The 17,970-nt window shown below is 56.9% G+C and carries 14 protein-coding genes; 5 read left to right on the top strand and 9 right to left on the bottom strand.

The genetic code is table 11. The features are described 5' to 3' along the window. Positions 1-71: 71 nt before the first annotated feature. The 5 genes from fdhE to hemB form a co-directional block, all read right to left on the bottom strand. The gene (gene fdhE / locus AP059_RS03250; RefSeq protein WP_059761858.1) at positions 72-980 is read right to left on the bottom strand and encodes a formate dehydrogenase accessory protein FdhE; all 909 of its coding nucleotides are present in this window, start codon (positions 978-980) and stop codon (positions 72-74) included. Next, positions 977-1,612: a formate dehydrogenase subunit gamma gene (locus AP059_RS03245; protein ID WP_059761857.1), complete on the bottom strand. Its 636-nt coding sequence runs from the start codon at positions 1,610-1,612 to the stop codon at positions 977-979. Before AP059_RS03245 ends, fdhE begins: the two co-directional genes overlap by 4 nt. Beyond that, positions 1,609-2,526 carry a formate dehydrogenase subunit beta gene (gene fdxH, locus AP059_RS03240; RefSeq protein ID WP_275296676.1) on the bottom strand — a complete coding sequence of 306 codons (918 nt, stop codon included), beginning with the start codon at positions 2,524-2,526 and terminating at the stop codon, positions 1,609-1,611. The genes AP059_RS03245 and fdxH overlap by 4 nt, the downstream gene beginning before the upstream one ends. A gap of 18 nt (positions 2,527-2,544) precedes the next feature. Continuing rightward, positions 2,545-5,598: a formate dehydrogenase-N subunit alpha gene (gene fdnG / locus AP059_RS03235; RefSeq protein WP_082706733.1), complete on the bottom strand. Its 3,054-nt coding sequence runs from the start codon at positions 5,596-5,598 to the stop codon at positions 2,545-2,547. Positions 5,599-5,827: 229 nt separating this feature from the next. Further along, positions 5,828-6,802, bottom strand: a complete 975-nt coding sequence (gene hemB / locus AP059_RS03230) for a porphobilinogen synthase (RefSeq protein WP_048364789.1) — start codon at positions 6,800-6,802, stop codon at positions 5,828-5,830. 227 nt (positions 6,803-7,029) lie between these two features. On the opposite strand from hemB, the gene AP059_RS03220 reads away from it, so the two are divergent. The 3 genes from AP059_RS03220 (at position 7,030) to AP059_RS03210 (ending at position 10,585) form a co-directional block, all read left to right on the top strand. Next, positions 7,030-7,326, top strand: coding sequence for an ArsR/SmtB family transcription factor (locus tag AP059_RS03220; protein ID WP_059761854.1), 297 nt, complete (start codon positions 7,030-7,032; stop codon positions 7,324-7,326). A gap of 54 nt (positions 7,327-7,380) precedes the next feature. Next, positions 7,381-8,391 carry a zinc-dependent alcohol dehydrogenase family protein gene (locus AP059_RS03215; RefSeq protein WP_059761853.1) on the top strand — a complete coding sequence of 337 codons (1,011 nt, stop codon included), beginning with the start codon at positions 7,381-7,383 and terminating at the stop codon, positions 8,389-8,391. 322 nt (positions 8,392-8,713) lie between these two features. Further along, positions 8,714-10,585, top strand: coding sequence for a DUF3857 domain-containing transglutaminase family protein (locus AP059_RS03210; RefSeq protein WP_059761852.1), 1,872 nt, complete (start codon positions 8,714-8,716; stop codon positions 10,583-10,585). Between the two features lie 69 nt (positions 10,586-10,654). Here the strand turns inward: AP059_RS03210 and pgm are convergent, their stop codons facing one another. Beyond that, positions 10,655-12,295, bottom strand: coding sequence for a phosphoglucomutase (alpha-D-glucose-1,6-bisphosphate-dependent) (gene pgm / locus AP059_RS03205; RefSeq protein ID WP_059761851.1), 1,641 nt, complete (start codon positions 12,293-12,295; stop codon positions 10,655-10,657). Between the two features lie 249 nt (positions 12,296-12,544). Here pgm and eco point away from each other — a divergent pair, with 249 nt between their 5' ends. Continuing rightward, on the top strand, positions 12,545-13,027 hold the full coding sequence (eco, locus tag AP059_RS03200; protein WP_048364783.1) for a serine protease inhibitor ecotin: 483 nt from the start codon (positions 12,545-12,547) through the stop codon (positions 13,025-13,027). 52 nt (positions 13,028-13,079) lie between these two features. Here the strand turns inward: eco and AP059_RS03195 are convergent, their stop codons facing one another. Continuing rightward, a complete protein-coding gene (locus AP059_RS03195; protein WP_059761850.1) occupies positions 13,080-14,222 on the bottom strand; it encodes a PQQ-dependent sugar dehydrogenase in 1,143 nt (380 codons plus the stop codon). Between the two features lie 19 nt (positions 14,223-14,241). Beyond that, positions 14,242-14,580 carry a hypothetical protein gene (locus AP059_RS03190; protein ID WP_059761849.1) on the bottom strand — a complete coding sequence of 113 codons (339 nt, stop codon included), beginning with the start codon at positions 14,578-14,580 and terminating at the stop codon, positions 14,242-14,244. A 286-nt stretch (positions 14,581-14,866) separates the two neighbouring features. Between AP059_RS03190 and AP059_RS03185 the strand changes: the two genes are divergently transcribed. Further along, positions 14,867-17,314, top strand: coding sequence for an autotransporter family protein (locus AP059_RS03185; protein ID WP_441295887.1), 2,448 nt, complete (start codon positions 14,867-14,869; stop codon positions 17,312-17,314). On the opposite strand, the gene AP059_RS03180 is transcribed toward AP059_RS03185, so the two are convergent. Next, positions 17,297-17,833: a hypothetical protein gene (locus AP059_RS03180; RefSeq protein ID WP_048364780.1), complete on the bottom strand. Its 537-nt coding sequence runs from the start codon at positions 17,831-17,833 to the stop codon at positions 17,297-17,299. The two genes, AP059_RS03185 and AP059_RS03180, sit on opposite strands and share 18 nt — an antisense overlap. Positions 17,834-17,970: the final 137 nt, after the last annotated feature.

Genomic DNA, 17,970 nt, shown 5'->3' with positions numbered 1-17,970 from the left:
CTCGTAAAAAGTGCAGGGCTTCACACCGATGGATGCAGCCAAAACGCTCCACCGGCATGCGTTCGAATGGCTTACCCCGGAAACAAATATGGGTTCAGCCCACTGCGGGCGAACCCTTGTTCTTCGATTTTTGCGTCCAGGATCAGTGACGCCAAATCATCAGCAAAGGTTTCCAACTGTGTGTCCCGGTCCAGATACAACACCTTCAGGTAGCTGTGACAATCCAGGCAACTTTCGGCTTTGATACTCGCCTCTTTGGTGTCCAGCGACCAATAATCCAATTTCCCCGTTTGCTCACAGTTGCTGCACTTGGCCCGTACCATGTGCCAGCGGCTTTCACATAAACGGCAATGCAAATACCGCAGGCCGCTTTGTGCGCCACTCAACACCACACTGGCCGATGGCTCGCTGTTACACACCGGGCAAAACTGGCGGTGCTCGCCATAGTCCGCGTGGCCACTGGCGGGCAACTGTGCCGCCAGTTGCGTCCAATACAACGACAGTGCTGCCCAGATAAACAACGCGCGAGCGCTGCCCACTTCGCCGTGGTGGCCGCTGAGCAGAGCGCTGGCCTGCTGTTCAAGTTGCTCAGGCGGCGTATCGCGCAATGCTGCAACCACCTCCTGGACGGCGACTGTCGCCAAGGGTAATTGATCGAGTAATGCCCCTAGCGCCTGTTGCCAGTAGCTATCGCGCTGCATGCTGACGTAATCCAGTGGCGCCAGTGGCTGGCCTATTCGCGCCGCCGCGCCCTCGGCCAGATTGCGCGGTAGCGGCTGCTGTTCCAACACTCGCTGCTGAGCCTGTACAAGGTTGGCCACGAAGTTCAGGTAATCACCCATCGGATGATCAATGGCCAACGTTTGCAACCGTTCGGCACGCCGTGTGTAGTGCTGCTTGAGGGTAGGTAGCAACAACGGCGTTATCCGGCCAATGCCGCCGGTAGGTGTCTCTATCGGCGTGAGCTTAATGCTGCTCATTGATTGTCCTTCTTGGTATTGATCTGTTTGAACCAGCGGTCGTGGTGGGTTTTGGCCCATTTTCGCGAAACGTAACCGGTGACCATGCCGCCAATCGAGCCTTTGACCCAGAACCCCATGTAGGCGTGACCGATAATCAACAGGATCAGGCAGATGCCCGTCAACGAGTGCATCAACGCCCCGACGCGAATCACGGGGATGGGGAAAAACGGTGCGAAATACGGGCGCCAGATCAGCACACCACTGATTAACAGCAGGCTAATCAGCCCCATGATTCCCCAGAACAACAGCTTTTGCCCGGCGTTGTATTTACCCACCTGCAACGCTTTGTTGTGACGCCCCATCAGCACGTCTTTAACGTTGGCAAACCACAGACGATCTTCGGGTTCAGGCAAGTTGTATTTGACCAGGCGCACACATAAAAACATCAAGGCCAAAAACACCACGACGCCCAAAAACGGGTGCAGGATGCGCGCCAGTTGCGGCGTTCCCAGCACGTTGCTCAGCCAACTCATGGAGGGGAAGAACCACGACAACCCGGATAACGCCACCAACATGAAGCAGATCACCATCACCCAATGGCAAATCCGCTCCGCAAACGGGGTGCGCAAGATCATGTCTTTATGCTTCATGAGTGCTTCTCCTGATCCTGGTGTGCCGCGCCCTCTTCACGCTCAGCCTCATCGTCGGCGTCATCGGTGGTGAGTGGACCAACCCCCACGTAATGGAACAGGGTTGCGCCCAGGGTCGCAAAAAACGCCACAGCGGCGACCGGTTTAAGCCAGCCCTTCCACCCTTCAACCACATTACTGATACGCGGATCGGCTGGCAGGTTGTGGTACAGCTGCGGTTTGTCAGCGTGTTGCAACACATACATCACGTGGGTGCCGCCGACTCCTTGCGGGTCGTATACCCCCGCATTCGCAAAACCCCGGGTGTTGAGTTCTGCCACCCGCTCATTGCCCAGGTGCTTCATGTCGGCCTTGCTGCCAAAGTTGATGGCACCGGTGGGGCAGGTTTTAACGCACGCCGGCTCTTGCCCTACGCTCACGCGATCAATGCACAGCGTGCACTTGTAAGCTTTGTTGTCTTTTTTACTGATGCGCGGCACGTCAAAGGGGCAGCCGGCAATGCAATAGCCGCAACCAATGCAGTGGTCGGAGCGGAAATCGACGATACCGTTGGCGTATTGCACAATCGCCCCTGGCGCCGGACAGGCCTTGAGACAGCCGGGATCGGCGCAGTGCATGCAGCCGTCCTTGCGGATCAGCCATTCGAGCTTGCCGCTTTCATCCTCAACCTCGTCGAACCGCATCAGGGTCCAGGTTTCAGCCGACAAGTCTGCCGGGTTGTCGTATACGCCGACGTTATGCCCCACCTCGTCACGCAGGTCGTTCCATTCCCCGCACGCCACCTGACAGGCTTTGCAGCCGATGCAGATGGTTACGTCGATGAGTTTGGCCACTTGCACTTCGCTGTCACGCACTTGAGGTGCAGGCGTCAGGCTATTGGTCGCAGAGCGCTTGATAATGTCTTGGGATTGCATGGACATGAGCTTTCTCCCTTACGCCTTTTCCACGTTGACAAGGAAAGCCTTGTACTCAGGCGTCTGCGCGTTGGCGTCGCCGATGGCCGGGGTGAGGGTGTTGGCCAAATACCCTTTACGGGTTTCACCTTCATAGCCCCAGTGGCAAGGAATGCCGATGGTATCGACCTCTTGTCCGCCCACTTGCAGCGTACGTATGCGTTTGGTCACCACCGCTTTGGCCTTGATGTAGCCGCGCTTGGTGCTGACCTTGACCCAATCGCCCTGGACGATGCCTTTTTTCTTCGCCAGATTTTCACCGATCTCGATGAATTGCTCGGGCTGCAACACCGCGTTGATCCGCGAGTGCTTGGTCCAGTGACGAAACAGCTCAGTGATCGAATAGGTGGTCGCGACGTAAGGGAATTCTGCCGCGGTGCCCAGGCGGGCCTGGTCGTAAGGGAAGATGCGCACAGTCGGGTTGTAGACCCTGCTCGGGTGCAAGGGATTACGCCCCGTCGGCGATTCTGTCGGTTCGTAGTGCTCGGGGAACGGGCCGTCGACCAGCGCATCGATGGCGTACAAGCGCCCCACGCCTTCGGGCAGCATGATAAAGGGGTTGGCCTTGCTGCCTGGCGGCATCGTGGCCGGGAAGTCGGGCACATCAATGCCGGTCCAGCGCTGGCCGTTCCACTCGATAACCACTCGCTGCGGGTCCCACGCCTTGCCTTGTAGATCAGCCGAGGCGCGGTTGTACAAAATGCGCCGATTTTGTGGCCAGGCCCACGCCCATCCCAGGGTACTGCCCAAGCCTGACGGGTCTGCGTTATCGCGGCGTGCCATCTGGTTGCCCTGTGGGGTCCAGGAGCCGGCAAAGATCCAGTTAAAACTGGCGGTGCTGCCGTCATCACGCAGTTGCGAGAAGTCGCTGAGCAATTGGCCTTTGTGCACCGTGATGTTGCCTTGCGCGTCTTTCAAGTCCTCCAGGGCAAAACCGTTGGCCTCCTGCGCCACCTCTTCAGGAGTCGGGTCCAGCGGGTCGCGGTAGTTCCAGGCCATGTTCAGCAGCGGCGCGGGGTTGGCACCGCCTTCCTGTTCGTACATTTGGCGCAATTTGACGAACAGGTGACCCAGAATCTTGCCGTCGTGCCATGCCTCGTTCGGCGGTGCCGCACCAGCCCAGTGCCATTGCAGCCAGCGACCCGAGTTGACGATGGAGCCGTTTTCTTCGGCAAAACACGAAGACGGCAAGCGGAAGACTTCGGTCTTAATGCTGGCCGTATCAACGTCGTTCTGGTCGCCGTAGTTTTTCCAGAAGCTGGAGGTTTCGGTCACCAGCGGATCGATAATCACCAGGTACTTGAGTTTGGCCAGTGCCGCGCTGGCCTTGTTCTTGTCCGGAAAGGCCGCTATCGGGTTGAAACCCTGGGCGATGTAACCATTGACCTCGCCGTCATGCATCATTTCCAGATAACGCAGCACGTCGTAGCTTTTGTCCCACTTGGGCAGCCAGTCAAAGCCCCAATCGTTGGCCGCCGTCGCGTTATCACCCCAGAAGGTTTTCATCATGCTGATGAAAAATTTCGGCGTGTTTTGGTAGTAGTTGACCTGCTCCGGTAGCAGCGCCTTGGGCGTGGTTTGCTTGAGGTAAGTGGCCAGGTTGCTTTGTTGATCGCTGGGCAAGTTCATGTAACCCGGCAAACGCAGCGACAGCAGTCCGATGTCGGTGTAGCCCTGAATATTGGAGTGCCCGCGCAAAGCGTTGACCCCGCCACCCGCCATGCCGATGTTGCCGAGCAGCAGTTGGATCATCCCGGCGCCGCGAATCATTTGCACGCCGCTGGAGTGATGGGTCCAGCCCAGCGCATACAGGAACGTAGTGGTGCGATTTGGCGCGCTGGTTTCGCCGATGATGCGGCAGATTTCCAGAAAGTCTTCTTTTGGCGTGCCGCAGATGTCGGTCACCACCTCGGGTGTGTAACGGCTGACGTGCTGTTTGAGCAGGTTCCAGACACAGCGGGGGTGGCTATAGGTTTCATCGCGTTTGGCAAAACCGTCGGCGTCGAGCTCGTACATCCATTCGCTGCGTTCGTACTGCTTCTTGGCAGGGTCAAAGCCGCTGAACAGGCCCTCCTCGAAGGTGTAGCTGTCGCGCACGATCAGCGGCGCGTTGGTGTAGGCGCGCACGTATTCATGATGGATACGGTCGTGGGTGATCAGGTAATGGATCATGCCCATCAGGAAGGCGATGTCGGAACCGGCGCGAATGGGCGAGTAAATGTCAGCCACGGCCGCGCTGCGGTTGAAGCGCGGGTCGACGACGATGACTTTGGCGCCATTGCGGATCTTGGCTTCGACCACCCACTTGAAACCTACCGGGTGCGCTTCAGCCGGGTTACCGCCCATGATCAACACCACGTTGGCGTTCTTGATGTCGACCCAATTGTTGGTCATGGCGCCCCGGCCCAACGTCGGCGCAAGTGCCGATACCGTCGGGGCGTGACACAGCCGTGCCTGGCAGTCGATGCCCAGCATGCCCAACGCACGGGTAAAACGCTGATCCAGAAAACCGGTTTCATTACTGGCAGCCGACGAGCACAGCATGCCCGTGGTCAGCCAGCGGTTAACGGTCACGCCGTCAGCATTCTTCTCAATGAAGTTGGCATCGCGGTCATCTTTCATTAACCGGGTGATGCGCGTGATCGCCTCCTCCCAACTGATGCGTTGCCACTCATTGGAGCCGGGGGCGCGGTATTCAGGGTATTTGAGTCGCTGCTCGCTGTAGATGAAGTCAATCAGGCCCGCGCCTTTTGGGCACAACGAGCCACGGCTGACCGGGTGATCCGGGTCGCCTTCAATATGAAAGATGCGCGCTTTAGCGTTTTTGGCGCCGTCGCCCAGGCTGTACATCAAAATCCCGCAACCCACCGAACAATAGGTGCAGTTGTTGCGGGTTTCCTTGGCGCGCAGCAATTTGTATTGGCGGGAGGGATCTGCCTGGGCAAGTCCGGGGGCAAAACCGAGTGATGCTACCGTGGCCGTGGCAACACCGGCCGTACAAAGTTTGACGAACTGTCTTCTGCCGACGTCCATAAATCTCCTCAACATCCGTGCGCTATGCCGGATACAGAGTCGCTCCTGTCTCACGGTGACAGGATACGCTCAGGCTTTTTTATCTAATGACCATAGCCAACTTCCGCTCGCACGCGAGGAAAAATCAACCCCAAGTAATATGACAAAAAGCACTGAAACGATATTGATGGACGTCAAGGAAGGTGCAATGAGCGGCAGGCGGTGTGAGCACCGCCGCCACCAGGAGGGCTTAGATGCCTTGCAGGGCAAGGTCCATAGCAAAGTAGGTGAGGATCATGTCAGCGCCTGCGCGCTTGATCGAACCCAAGCTTTCACGCACCACACGGGCTTCATCAATAGCCCCCGCCTGAGCGCCGAACTTGATCATCGCGTACTCACCGCTGACCTGATAGGCAGCCAAAGGCAAGCGTGAGGCTTCGCGGATGTCGCGAATGATGTCCAGGTATGCGCCGGCGGGCTTGACCATCAACACGTCTGCGCCTTCCTGCTCGTCCAGCAGCGACTCGCGAATCGCTTCGCGGCGATTCATCGGGTTCATCTGGTAAGACTTGCGGTCACCTTTGAGTGCGCTGCCACCGGCTTCGCGGAACGGGCCATAGAGGGCCGAGGCGAATTTGGTCGAGTACGCCATGATCGAGGTGTCGAGAAAACCGGCGCCATCCAGCGCACTGCGAATCGCCTGCACCTGTCCGTCCATCGCCGCCGAGGGCGAGATGAAGTCCGCGCCCGCAGCAGCAGCGGCCACGGCTTGTTTGCCCAGGTTGATCAGCGTTGCGTCGTTGTCCACGCCGTGGTCGTGCATTACGCCGCAATGACCGTGGGAGGTGTACTCGCAAAAACAGGTGTCACTCATGACCACCATGTCTGGCGCGGCGTCTTTGCTGATGCGCACCATGCGCGACACCAGACCGTCTTCGCGCATGGCATCGCTGCCAGTAGCGTCCAAATGATGGGAGACGCCAAACAACATCACCGACTTGAGGCCTGCGCGGGCGTAGCGCTCGATTTCGCCCGCCAGTTTCGATTCAGGAATGCGCATCACGCCCGGCATGCTGGTGATGGGCACAAAATCGTCGATTTCTTCTTCGACGAAGATCGGCAGCACCAAATCGCTCAGGCTGAATTCGGTTTCTTGAAACATGTCACGAAGGGTTTGTGAACGGCGCAGGCGGCGCGGGCGAACAGAAGGGAACTGGTTAGGCATCATGGTTCCTGAGGGCAGGTTCATAAGACAAGCGAGCCTTGGCCAAGGCTCAATGGCGCCACAAATACAGGATTGAAACAGCAAATGCAAAGCATGCGGCCCATTGCCGCAGCACACCCTGCCCGCCTTTGAGCCACCGCAAGCGGTGAGGGTTGGCGTGTTGTGCGTCCATCAGCGCAATGCGCGGAGGGTTGAACATTTCGTTAAAAAGCGTAGTATCGGCACCCATGATTCTCGAACAGCTCAAAGCGCTGGGCAATGACACTCGCATGCAAATGATGGAGTGGCTCAAAGACCCGCAGACTAATTTCCCGCCGCAAGATCATGGAGATCCTGCCATCGGTGTGTGCGTGACCCACTTGCAGCACAAGGCGGGCTTGTCGCCGTCGACCGCTTCAGCGCACTTGGCCATTTTGCAACGGGCCGGCTTTGTTCTGACCACCCGCATTGGCAAGTGGACCTATTACCGACGCAACGAGCAGGCGATTAATGACTTTGCGGCTAGGCTGAAAATCGAGTTGTAATTTTTAACCATTCATTTCGTTATTTTGCGTAATTAGAAAATATGAGGAAGCCCCATGAGCAATAAAACCATCTTCGTCCAACCGGGTGGCGGCTATGACAACGTGGTTGTCGGCAGCAGTGACGTGCGCGAGCCTGCAAGTGACGAAATCACGGTGCGCTTGCACGCCAACTCGCTCAACTACCACGATTTTGCCGTTGTCAGTGGCATGTGGGGGCCGAGCGAAAAACGTATTCCTATGGCTGACGGCGCGGGGGAAGTCATCGCAGTCGGCGCCGACGTCAGCGAATTCAAAGTGGGCGATGCGGTGGTCAGCACCTTCTTCCCCGACTGGATTGATGGCACCCCGCTGGTTGAAGGCTTTGTCAGCGTGCCGGGTGACGGCATCGACGGCTACGCCCGTGAGAAAGTGACTGCCAAAGCCACCGCCTTCACCCTCGCGCCAACAGGTTATAGCCACGCCCAAGCTTCAACCCTGACCACGGCTGGCCTGACGGCCTGGCGTGCACTGATGGCCGACGATTCGCTCAAGCCCGGTGACACTGTGCTGGTACAAGGCACGGGCGGCGTTTCAATTTTCGCCCTGCAATTCGCCAAAATGGCCGGCGCTACCGTGATCGCCACCTCTTCGAGCGATGAAAAGCTGGAACGCCTCAAAGCGCTGGGCGCCGACCACGTCATCAACTACCGCAAAGACACCCAATGGGGTGAAACGGCGCGCGCCCTCACGGGTGGTCGTGGCGTGGATCACATTATTGAAGTGGGCGGTCCTGCGACCCTTGAGCAGTCAATGATCGCGATCCGGGTGGCCGGGCACATTTCCATCATCGGTATTTTGAGCGGCGTCAGCGGCGCGATGAACTTTGTGCCCGCCTTGATCAAACAAGTGCGTCTGCAAGGCGTATTGGTGGGCAGCCGTAGCCAGCAACAAGACATGATTCGTGCCATCAATGCCAACGGCATGCGCCCTGTGATTGATCGTCACTTCCCGCTGAGCGAGATCGTGCAAGCGTTCAAATATCAGGAAACCAATCAGCACTTCGGCAAAATCTGCCTCGATATCTAACCGCCACTCAGCCAGAGCGCGCATTCCCGACGCGCCTCTGGCTTCATATCTCAAAATGGTTCACCCAAGCCATGCCCGCAATAGTTGAGGTCCGCGCAATTAAATACTCAACGAATCAACCCCAGTTAAACGCCAAAATCAGCCTTTAAATTAGAGCGAAGGCTCTAGACCGGGCCTTTCAGCGATATTAATTGTCTGACAATATAGTAATTATTGTTGAGAGCGATTATCATCTGCCGTTCGCACGGCACCCTTCTACTTCAAATCAACCTCAAATAAAACGTCGCTGGGTGCTGTTTTAAGGGAATAACCTGAGGCGCTCATGCACCGCTTTACTTTTAGCAAATCTTTGATTTGCGCAACATTGGGGTTTGTCTGTCTGCCGACTTTTGCGGCATTTCAACCAGAGTCCGAAGCTGACCTGGCCGGCGAAATCGACAAGGCCTGCCACTTCAATAAAGACACCAGTACCGATTGCACCACCTCCTATCGCTACACCCTCCTCACCAATAATGGTCGAGAGATGTTGTCGCGTATCGACTTCAGTTTTGCCGAAACCGACCAACTGGAGGTCATCAACGCACAATCGACCCAGCCCGGCGGCAAGCCCATTGCGTTGGCCGAATCGCAAATCGACACGCGCATGGCGCCTAACCCGGATCAGGGTTTTTTACGCTCCAAGCAGACCTCGATTGCCTTTCCAAACTTGCGCATAGGCACTCAAATCACCTACACCCTGCGTGAACATACTGCCGCCAAACCGCTGATGGACAACTTCCATTACGTCATGATGTTCGGTCCAAACGCTGTGCGCTCCGACCGTTTCAAAAGCACCTTCAGTGCCGAACAGCCGATTGTGTGGCGCAGTGAGTTAATGGAGGACTTCACCTTCACCCCATCTGCCGATAACAAAACGTTGGTCATTGAGCAGAAAAAACCGCGTTTCGTGAATTACATCAATGAATCCGGCAACGCCTATATTCGCCACGTACCCCGGGTCGAATTGGGCAGTTCAACCCAGTTGCAAGACTATTTCGGTCAGTTCGCCAAGCGTTACAACGAAATCCTCGCCGCCCGCCTGCCTGCCAGTGCAGCCAAAGCGGTCTCGGGGCTTAAGGGTTTGCCCGCAGAGCAACAAGTGGCTGGCCTGATGCAATACCTGCACGATCACTATCGCTACATGGGCGACTGGCGTGCCACTGACCGTGGTTATGTGCCCTTTACCCTGAGCGAGATCGAGGACCGTGGCTACGGCGACTGCAAGGATCTGGCTGTATTGCTGACCGCCATGCTCAATGCCAGCGGCGTAAAGGCTGAAACCACCTGGGTCAGCCGTGGCACCAACACGCTCAGCCTGATGCTGCCAGGCACCAACGCACCTAACCATGCCATCGTCAGGGCGCAAGTCAACGGCCAGGTCTGGTGGCTCGACCCGACCAACCCTGTGTTTTTGCCGGGCCGCAGCATGCCCGACATTCAGGACCGCTGGGCGCTGGTTATCGATGCGCAGGGCAAGGTGCGTGAAGACCATATCCCCGAAGAAAAACCCGCGTTGAGCATGAACTTGAAAAAGTTCGAGCACTTCAATCGCGAGGGGCAGGCACGCACCACGGCAACCGTCGACATGAGCCAGATGACGCTGATGCAACTCAGCTATTTCGACACCACCTCGGGCGTATCCGGTACCAACCTGGATCTGTGCAACAACTTTGGCAAAGAAGTCACGGACTGCAACATTACCCGTGAAAAAACCGGTTTCGTGGTGCCTGATCACTACCGGATCAACGCCACCCTGACCAACCTGCGTCCCCTTGAAAACCTGTCAGGGCAACACGTGTACAAACCAGCCTTCATGGGTGAACGTTGGGACGGTTTGATGAACTACCGGCGCAACGGGCAGTTGGCCGACTTGTACCTGGGCGATCCAGAAAAGCTGACCTATGACATCACGCTGTCTGGCGCCAAAGTGGGCAAAGAGATCAACACGTGTACGGTGAACTCGCCATGGTTTGATGTCGAACTGAGCGGTAAACGCAGTAAAGGTGAGTACCGTTACCTGTACACCGTCACCCAAAAGCACAGTTGGCTGAGCCACGACGACATCATCAGCGCGCCGTTTGAAGCGATGCTCAAAGACGCACGAAACTGCAACGAGCAAATGCTGCAAGTGGTGCAACTCAACACCAAGGCCTGAAACCCTTGACGCTGAAATAAAAAAACCTGACCCCGTTACCGGGGTCAGGTTTTTTTTGCACTGGCGGTTTTACGCGATGGCCGCGTCTACCAGCACTTGAGCCTCTTCGACCAAACGGCTCAGGTGCGCATCTCCGACAAAGCTCTCGGCATAAATTTTGTAGATGTCTTCGGTGCCTGACGGCCGCGCAGCGAACCAGCCGTTTTCGGTCATCACTTTAAGCCCGCCAATCGCCTGGTTGTTGCCGGGCGCGTGGCTGAGGATTTGCGTGATGGCTTCACCGGCCAAGGTGGTGGATTTGACCTGCTGCGGCGACAACTTGCCAAGCAAGGCTTTTTGCTGCGGTGTGGCCTTGGCATCTACGCGGGTGGAATACGGCTGACCCAAGTCTTGCGTCATTTGCTGATACAGCTGTGAAGGGTCGCGCCCTGTTCGGGCGGTCATTTCAGCAGCCAGCAATGAAGGAATCAAACCGTCCTTGTCCGTCGACCATACCGTGCCGTCTAGGCGCAAAAACGTGGCCCCGGCGCTTTCTTCCCCACCGAAGCCCAGCGAACCTTCAAACAAACCGTCGGCAAACCACTTGAAACCGACCGGTACTTCATACAGGCGGCGCCCCAGGCGCGCGGCGACGCGGTCAATCAAACCACTGCTGACCACGGTTTTACCGACGGCTGCGTCTGCTCGCCATTGCGCACGGTTCTGGAACAGGTAGTCAATTGACACCGCCAAGTAGTTATTCGGCGCCAGCAGCCCGCCCGATGGCGTCACAATGCCATGACGGTCGTGGTCCGGGTCACACGCGAAGGCCACGTCGAAACGTTCTTTGAGCCCAATCAAGCCTTGCATGGCGTAGCTGGAGGACGGGTCCATACGGATACGGCCATCCCAGTCAACACACATAAAGCGGAAAGTTGGGTCGACTGCGGTGTTGACCACCTCCAGGTTCAGGCCGTAATGCTCACCGATGGCCGACCAGTAACGCACGCCCGCCCCGCCCAGCGGATCCACACCCAAACGCAAGTTCGCACCGCGCAAGATGTCCATGTCGATGACATTTTTCAGGTCAGCAACGTAGGTATTCAGGTAATCGTGGCGGTGCGTGGTACTGGCGTTGAGCGCCTGTTGGTAACTGATGCGCTTGACGCCCGACAATTTAGCCGCCAGCAGTTCGTTGGCTTTAGCCTCAATCCACTTGGTCACATCGGTATCAGCAGGGCCGCCGTTGGGCGGGTTGTACTTGAAGCCGCCGCTTTCCGGCGGGTTGTGCGAAGGCGTAATGACCACCCCATCAGCCAGCCCACGTGTACGGCCCCGGTTATAGCAAATGATGGCGTGGGAAATGGCAGGAGTTGGCGTGTATTCGTCATTTGCAGCGATCATGGTTTCAACACCATTGGCGGCAAACACTTCCAGGGCGCTGGCCCCGGCAGGGGTCGACAACGCGTGTGTGTCGATCCCGACAAACAACGGGCCGTTGATACCCTTGGATTGGCGGTAAAGGCAAATGGCCTGGCTGATGGCCAACACATGCCACTCATTAAAGCTCAAATCAAACGAGCTACCGCGGTGCCCGGACGTACCGAACGCGACACGCTGAGTAGCCATCGCTGCATCGGGTTGACCGGTGTAATAAGCGGTCACCAGTCGCGGAATATCGACCAGCAGGTTTGCTGGAGCCGGTTTGCCCGCAAGAGGACTGAGTGTCATGCAAAACCTCGGGAAATAAATGATTCGGAGGAAAAAACGCAGTTTACTGGCACTTCGACACTGGCGAGAAGCGATCTATCCCTTCAGCACCAAACTGAGCTCAATTTTATTGATTCAATGCTCTAGTTCGTGTGTTTTGAGCAGCATGCATTTGCAACATGTGCTGCCACATGGCACAACTATGGCACTTAGTTGCGTTTCGATGATCCAAATGGGCGCACATTTTAAGCTTTGAATTGAGGACACAACATGAAACCACTGGTCATCAGCGCGGCACTTTTGTTTTCGTTGAGCACGCTGTGCGGCGTTGCCAACGCCGCCAAACTGGAAGACGTGGCGCCTTACCCTAAAGCCGAAGCCGGGTTCAGCCGACAAGTCATTCACCTGCCGACGCAGAAAAACGAAGACGACTACAAAGTCCAGATCATTGCGGGCAAGACCCTGCAAGTCGACTGCAACAAACAGCGGTTGGGTGGCAAGCTCGAAGAGAAAACCCTCAAGGGTTGGGGCTATCCGATGTACCGCCTGAACAAAGTCAGCGGCCCTGCCAGTACGATGATGGCTTGCCCTGAAGGCAAAACCCATGCTGAATTCGTCCCGGTCGTTGGCGATGGTTTCATGCTGCGCTACAACAGCAAGCTGCCGATCGTGGTGTACGTGCCCAAGGACATTGAAGTGCGCTACCGCATTTGGTCCGCCTCCAAGCAAGTCAAACAAGCTGTCGTTGAGTAACGTTGTAATCGACCTGCGCCTTATGGCGCAGGTCCATCGACACGCTTGATACCTACTGCAGCCCTACTTTGTACAAGGCGCCGTTGTCTTCATCGGTCAGCACATAGAGGTAACCGTCCGGCCCTTGGCGCACATCGCGAATACGTGATTTCAATTCGCCTAAGAGGCGTTCTTCATGCACCACCTTGTCGCCATCGAGCTGTAATCGGATCACGTCTTTATCGGCCAGCGCGCCAATAAACAGCGTGTGCTGCCACGGCTTGAAACGCTCGGCATCATAAAATGCCATGCCACTGATGCCTGGCGATTTCTCCCACACATGATGCGGTACGACCGTTCCCTCGACCGTTTGCCCCTGGGCTTCGGGAATCGGTTTTGAGGAATAATCGATGCCGTGGGTTGCCTGCGGCCAGCCATAGTTCTTGCCGCGCTCAATCAGGTTGATCTCGTCACCGCCTTGCGGCCCGTGTTCATGGGTCCACAGCGTTCCCGTCCACGGATTCAAGGCGGCGCCTTGCGGGTTACGGTGCCCAAACGACCAGATTTCGGGCTGCACATTCTTTTGCCCGACAAATGGATTGTCATCCGGCACTCGCCCGTCAGCAAAGATACGGACCACTTTGCCCTGTAGTTTGTCGAGGTCTTGCGCCGTTGGGCGTTGGTTGTTCTCACCCAAGGTAATGAACAAATAGCCATCACGATCAAACACTAACCGCGAGCCAAAGTGGTTGCCCGTCGACAGCTTGGGTTGCTGACGAAAGATCACTTCAAAGTTACTGAGTTTGGTCAGGTTATCGGACAAGCGTCCCCGCCCGACCGCAGTGCCCGCTTTGCCGTCCTCGCCACCGCCCTCGGCATAGGACAAATACACCAGCCGATCCTTTTGGAAATTCGGCGACAACACCACATCCAGTAAACCGCCCTGCCCCTTGCCCCACACCTGAGGCACGCCTGAAACCGGCGCCGACAATTTGCCCTCGGGGCTGAGCACCCGCAGGTTGCCCTCACGCTCTGTTATGAGCATGCCTTGCTTATTCGGTAAAAAAGCCAAGGCCCAAGGATGATTGAGGCCCTGCACCACCGTTTCGGCACTGACCGTGCCCAATTCAGAGTCGAAGGTCTGCGGGTTAGCCAACACCATCGTGCTCATCAATGAGGTGGCACAGAGGGTTGCCAGCAAGGTTTTTCTTAACATCAGTCATTCCTTGTTTGATTTAGCGTTTATCGCGTGGTTGCAACGACGGCGCGGTGGGTTTGAGTGTGGGTGGCGGTGTCGTGGGCCGTGAGTAACCATTGCGGATCTGGCCATTTTCGAGCGAAGGGGTCGGCTGTATAGGCAACGTCGAAGGCCCTCGAACCGGCGGCACACTCGATGTGGTGCCTTGGCGGCTGTTGGGGTTGATTCGCCTGATGGTGTTGTCGGTGGGCGCGCTGTCCGTGGTCAGGCTGTTCTGAGCCAGCACCTGAGTGTCGGGTTCAACCGGCGCAAACGCGTGGGCTGTCATGGCGATATTTGCACACACCACTAAAAGACCGTACTTGATGCACTTCATCACGCTCTCCTTGAGTGAGTTGCCCGTGAGAGTTGGATTACGTTTGAGCCGACAGGTTCGTTTTAAAACGTGCACAGCCAATGCGCACCTACCTATATGTGACGCGATGTAACTAAGCTCACCAGTAAACATCTAGTGTCCTACATGAACAAGCTGTCACTTCTTACAGCTTACGTGAGCATTTCGTTGTGTTTATAACCGATCCTAATTTGACCCTTTAACTAACTCGCTCGCCATAAATGGCCATCGACCAAGGCATCAGATCAGGATGATCACCATGACCCACATGATTACCTATCCACTGTTTGCGTTATCCGTGCTGAGCCTCGCCTTGAACAATGCCCAGGCCGCGTGCAGTTTCACGCCCACAGCGGGCAACGACAGCTTTGTCTGCGACAGCGGCAGCGCCCCCTCGTTGGTGGATTTACAAGGCGACAACAGCCTGACTCTGCCGGCCAGCAGCACAGCCAGCATCACCGGCCCCGTTACGTTCGGCGCGGGCGCAGACCGCATCACCGTTCATGGCGGCCTGATCAGCGGGGCGGTAAGCCAAGGCAACGGCATTGATGACTTTGTAATGACCGGTGGGCAAATTCAGTCGCTGGCCCAAGGCGACGGTCGCGACACTTTCCTGCTGACCGGCGGCACTATCGTGGGAGCTTTTGAAGACGGTGACGTGGCGAAAATGACCGGCGGCAGCATTGGCCGGGTCGACATGAAACTCGACAACAACATTTTCGACATGTCTGGAGGGCGAATCCTGGGCAACCTGGTGACCGGGTTTGGCAAAGATTCAATCATCGTTTCGTCTGGCAGCATCGGCGGCAATATCAGCGTCAGCGGGGGCGATGATAACGTCACGATCAGCGGCGGCTCGGTGGGCGGCCAAATCCTCATGAGCTTCGGCAATGACACCTTCACCTGGCGCGATGGCGGCACGATCAAAGGCGCCGTGCTGATGGGCGACGGCAACGATAACGCATTGCTGGCCAACTTGACTGAGAGCACTGTGTCATCCACCCCGCGCGTCGATGGTGGGCCAGGCACTGACACGTTGACCTTTGAAAACAGCCGCCTTGAAACCGGTGCGCGCTATATCAATTGGGAAAACATCAACTTGGGTAAAGACACTCGCCTGACACTTAACGACACGCTGGTTGTCGGCGACAGCGTGAGCGGTACAGGCGTCCTCAACATTGATGCCAGCAGCCGTATCAATGCGGGCCAAGGCGTCATTTCGCCTTTAATAAACGGGCAAAAAGTCAGCGTGAATAATGCTGGGCTGATTGACCTCACCGCCAGCGGCGCTTCGACAGCTGATCGGTTGACCATCGTGGGGGATTACCAGGGCGATGGCGCGCGTCTGAATCTAAACAGTGTTTTGGCCGCCGACAATGCGGCATCGGACCGGTTGGTTGTATCGAGCGGCCAAATCAGTGGACTGACCGCTATCAATGTCACCAACGTCGGCGGGACCGGTGCCCTTACGACGCAGAACGGGATCCAAGTGGTTGAAGCCAATCAAGGCGCCACCAGTAACGCGGGGGCCTTCACCCTCGGCCAACCACTCTCGGCAGGCGCCTACCAGTACTACTTGTTTAAAGGTGGCGTTACGGCGGGCAGTGAAAACAGCTGGTTCTTGCGCTCAACGGTTGCCACCCCGCCAGCGGTCACGCCTGTACCGGGAGAACCCGCGCCGGTAATTCCCGTGCAACCGCCTCCGATAGCGGCGGTCGGTACGCCTGCTCTGCCCGTCGCTGCCCCAGGGCAAAGCATTGTGCTGTATCGCCAGGAAGTGCCGCTGTATGCCGTCGTGCCTCCGGTTGCGGCACTACTGGCCCAGACCACACTAGGCACCTTTCACGAACGCCAGGGTGAACAGAGTTTGTTGACCGAAACCGGCGCGCTGCCGGGCGGATGGGTACGGGCTTTTGGCAGCTCGGTGCGTCAAAGCTGGTCAGGTACGGTGGCACCCAGCTTCGATGGCTCGATCAATGGTTATCAGGTGGGCCACGATATCTACGGTTTTACACACGCCAATGGTTATCGGCAGCGCGTCGGATTATTCATCAGCCATGCACGCCTGAACGGCGATGTGCGCGGATTTAATGGGGGTTTCGAAGACAACAAGGCCGGCGATGTACGCCTCGATGGCGATAGCCTGGGCGCTTACTGGACCCTGATCAGCCCGCAATCGGCTTACCTGGATATTGTTGCGATGGGCACGCGTTATGACGGTCGCAGCCGGTCAGAACGCGGCGTCAAGCTGGACCTGGACGGGCATGCCGCCAGCGTGTCCGCAGAAGCGGGCTATCCCGTCGCGCTGTCGACGCACTGGCACATTGAGCCTCAACTGCAACTCATAGGCCAGCGCGTCTCAATGGACACGGCCAGTGACGGCATCTCTCGCGTTGGTTTTGACACTCAGGATTATTTAAAAGGTCGCGCCGGGGCACGCCTCAAAGGCGCCTATACCGTAGCCGATGTACCTGTAGAACCTTACGTGCGCGCTAACGTATGGCGCAGTTTCGGGGGGCGGGACGCCACCCGTTTCGATGGGCAACAAGCGCTTAAAACCGATCACAGTGCCAGCACTATGGACATGGGCGCAGGCATTGTCGCTCACCTCAACCCCAGCATCAGCGTGTATGCCAGCACCGACTACAGCACCAACATCGACAGTCGCAATCAAGAGGCTATCAGTGGTTCGCTGGGTTTACGGATGAGTTGGTGATTCAACGTGTGCGTAGTCTTCGGGGCCAATTTCAATCACCGTCGATTGTTTGGCTTCGTCGAGCAGTGCCTGGCGACAGACTTGGTAGCAATCTTCGACGTGATCGTTGCCGACCATCTTCATCACCCCAAAACTGATGGTGGCGGCCACGGCCTGCCCTACCAAGGGAATGAAACGGGTAATGGATTTGGTCGCGACCTTGACCCCCATCTTGCGCAACAAGGACATCACCAGGGTACGGCTGACGAACTTGCCAATAATCTCGCTGCCAATGCCAGAGGCAGCCACCACGATCAAGCGCTTGGAGCGGGTATCCAACTGCTCGATCTGTTGAGGTGTCAGTCCGAATTTGCTGTTAATGGCTGGCAACATCTCAACCAGCAAGGCCACATCAGTGCCGATGTCCAGTCCGGGGATCGGAACGGCGGCGGCCCCTGCGGAGACCGCAGAACGCCGGGTGACCATGGATTTGCACTCGTCTCGAATGCGATCAAGTTCGGCCAATGATCTGATTAGCATGAAATTCCCCTGACAAATAAAGACACAACGCGAGCAGTCTACTACGGCCGCAAGCGGCCCAAAAACGGCTGCAAGGATGTAGAGCGTCAGCAGACAGAGAAATTCAACGAAATATCAATCAGAGCGACAGCGGGCAA

The organism is Pseudomonas sp. TAA207 (assembly GCF_001529285.1).
In the GTDB taxonomy this organism is placed as follows: domain Bacteria; phylum Pseudomonadota; class Gammaproteobacteria; order Pseudomonadales; family Pseudomonadaceae; genus Aquipseudomonas; species Aquipseudomonas weihenstephanensis.
Note: the sequence above shows the minus strand (reverse complement) of the source record. Positions and strands in the feature narration are given on the sequence as shown.

Excerpts from the sequence above, each read along its gene's own strand:
- AP059_RS03195 (WP_059761850.1), bottom strand. The coding sequence starts at position 14,222 with ATGTTAAGAAAAACCTTGCTGGCAACCCTCTGTGCCACCTCATTGATG.
- AP059_RS03190 (WP_059761849.1), bottom strand. The coding sequence starts at position 14,580 with ATGAAGTGCATCAAGTACGGTCTTTTAGTGGTGTGTGCAAATATCGCC.
- AP059_RS03245 (WP_059761857.1), bottom strand. The coding sequence starts at position 1,612 with ATGAAGCATAAAGACATGATCTTGCGCACCCCGTTTGCGGAGCGGATT.
- fdhE (WP_059761858.1), bottom strand. The coding sequence starts at position 980 with ATGAGCAGCATTAAGCTCACGCCGATAGAGACACCTACCGGCGGCATT.
- hemB (WP_048364789.1), bottom strand. The coding sequence starts at position 6,802 with ATGCCTAACCAGTTCCCTTCTGTTCGCCCGCGCCGCCTGCGCCGTTCA.
- eco (WP_048364783.1), top strand. The coding sequence starts at position 12,545 with ATGAAACCACTGGTCATCAGCGCGGCACTTTTGTTTTCGTTGAGCACG.
- AP059_RS03210 (WP_059761852.1), top strand. The coding sequence starts at position 8,714 with ATGCACCGCTTTACTTTTAGCAAATCTTTGATTTGCGCAACATTGGGG.
- AP059_RS03215 (WP_059761853.1), top strand. The coding sequence starts at position 7,381 with ATGAGCAATAAAACCATCTTCGTCCAACCGGGTGGCGGCTATGACAAC.
- fdxH (WP_275296676.1), bottom strand. The coding sequence starts at position 2,526 with ATGCAATCCCAAGACATTATCAAGCGCTCTGCGACCAATAGCCTGACG.
- fdnG (WP_082706733.1), bottom strand. The coding sequence starts at position 5,598 with ATGGACGTCGGCAGAAGACAGTTCGTCAAACTTTGTACGGCCGGTGTT.
- pgm (WP_059761851.1), bottom strand. The coding sequence starts at position 12,295 with ATGACACTCAGTCCTCTTGCGGGCAAACCGGCTCCAGCAAACCTGCTG.
- AP059_RS03185 (WP_441295887.1), top strand. The coding sequence starts at position 14,867 with ATGATTACCTATCCACTGTTTGCGTTATCCGTGCTGAGCCTCGCCTTG.
- AP059_RS03220 (WP_059761854.1), top strand. The coding sequence starts at position 7,030 with ATGATTCTCGAACAGCTCAAAGCGCTGGGCAATGACACTCGCATGCAA.
- AP059_RS03180 (WP_048364780.1), bottom strand. The coding sequence starts at position 17,833 with ATGCTAATCAGATCATTGGCCGAACTTGATCGCATTCGAGACGAGTGC.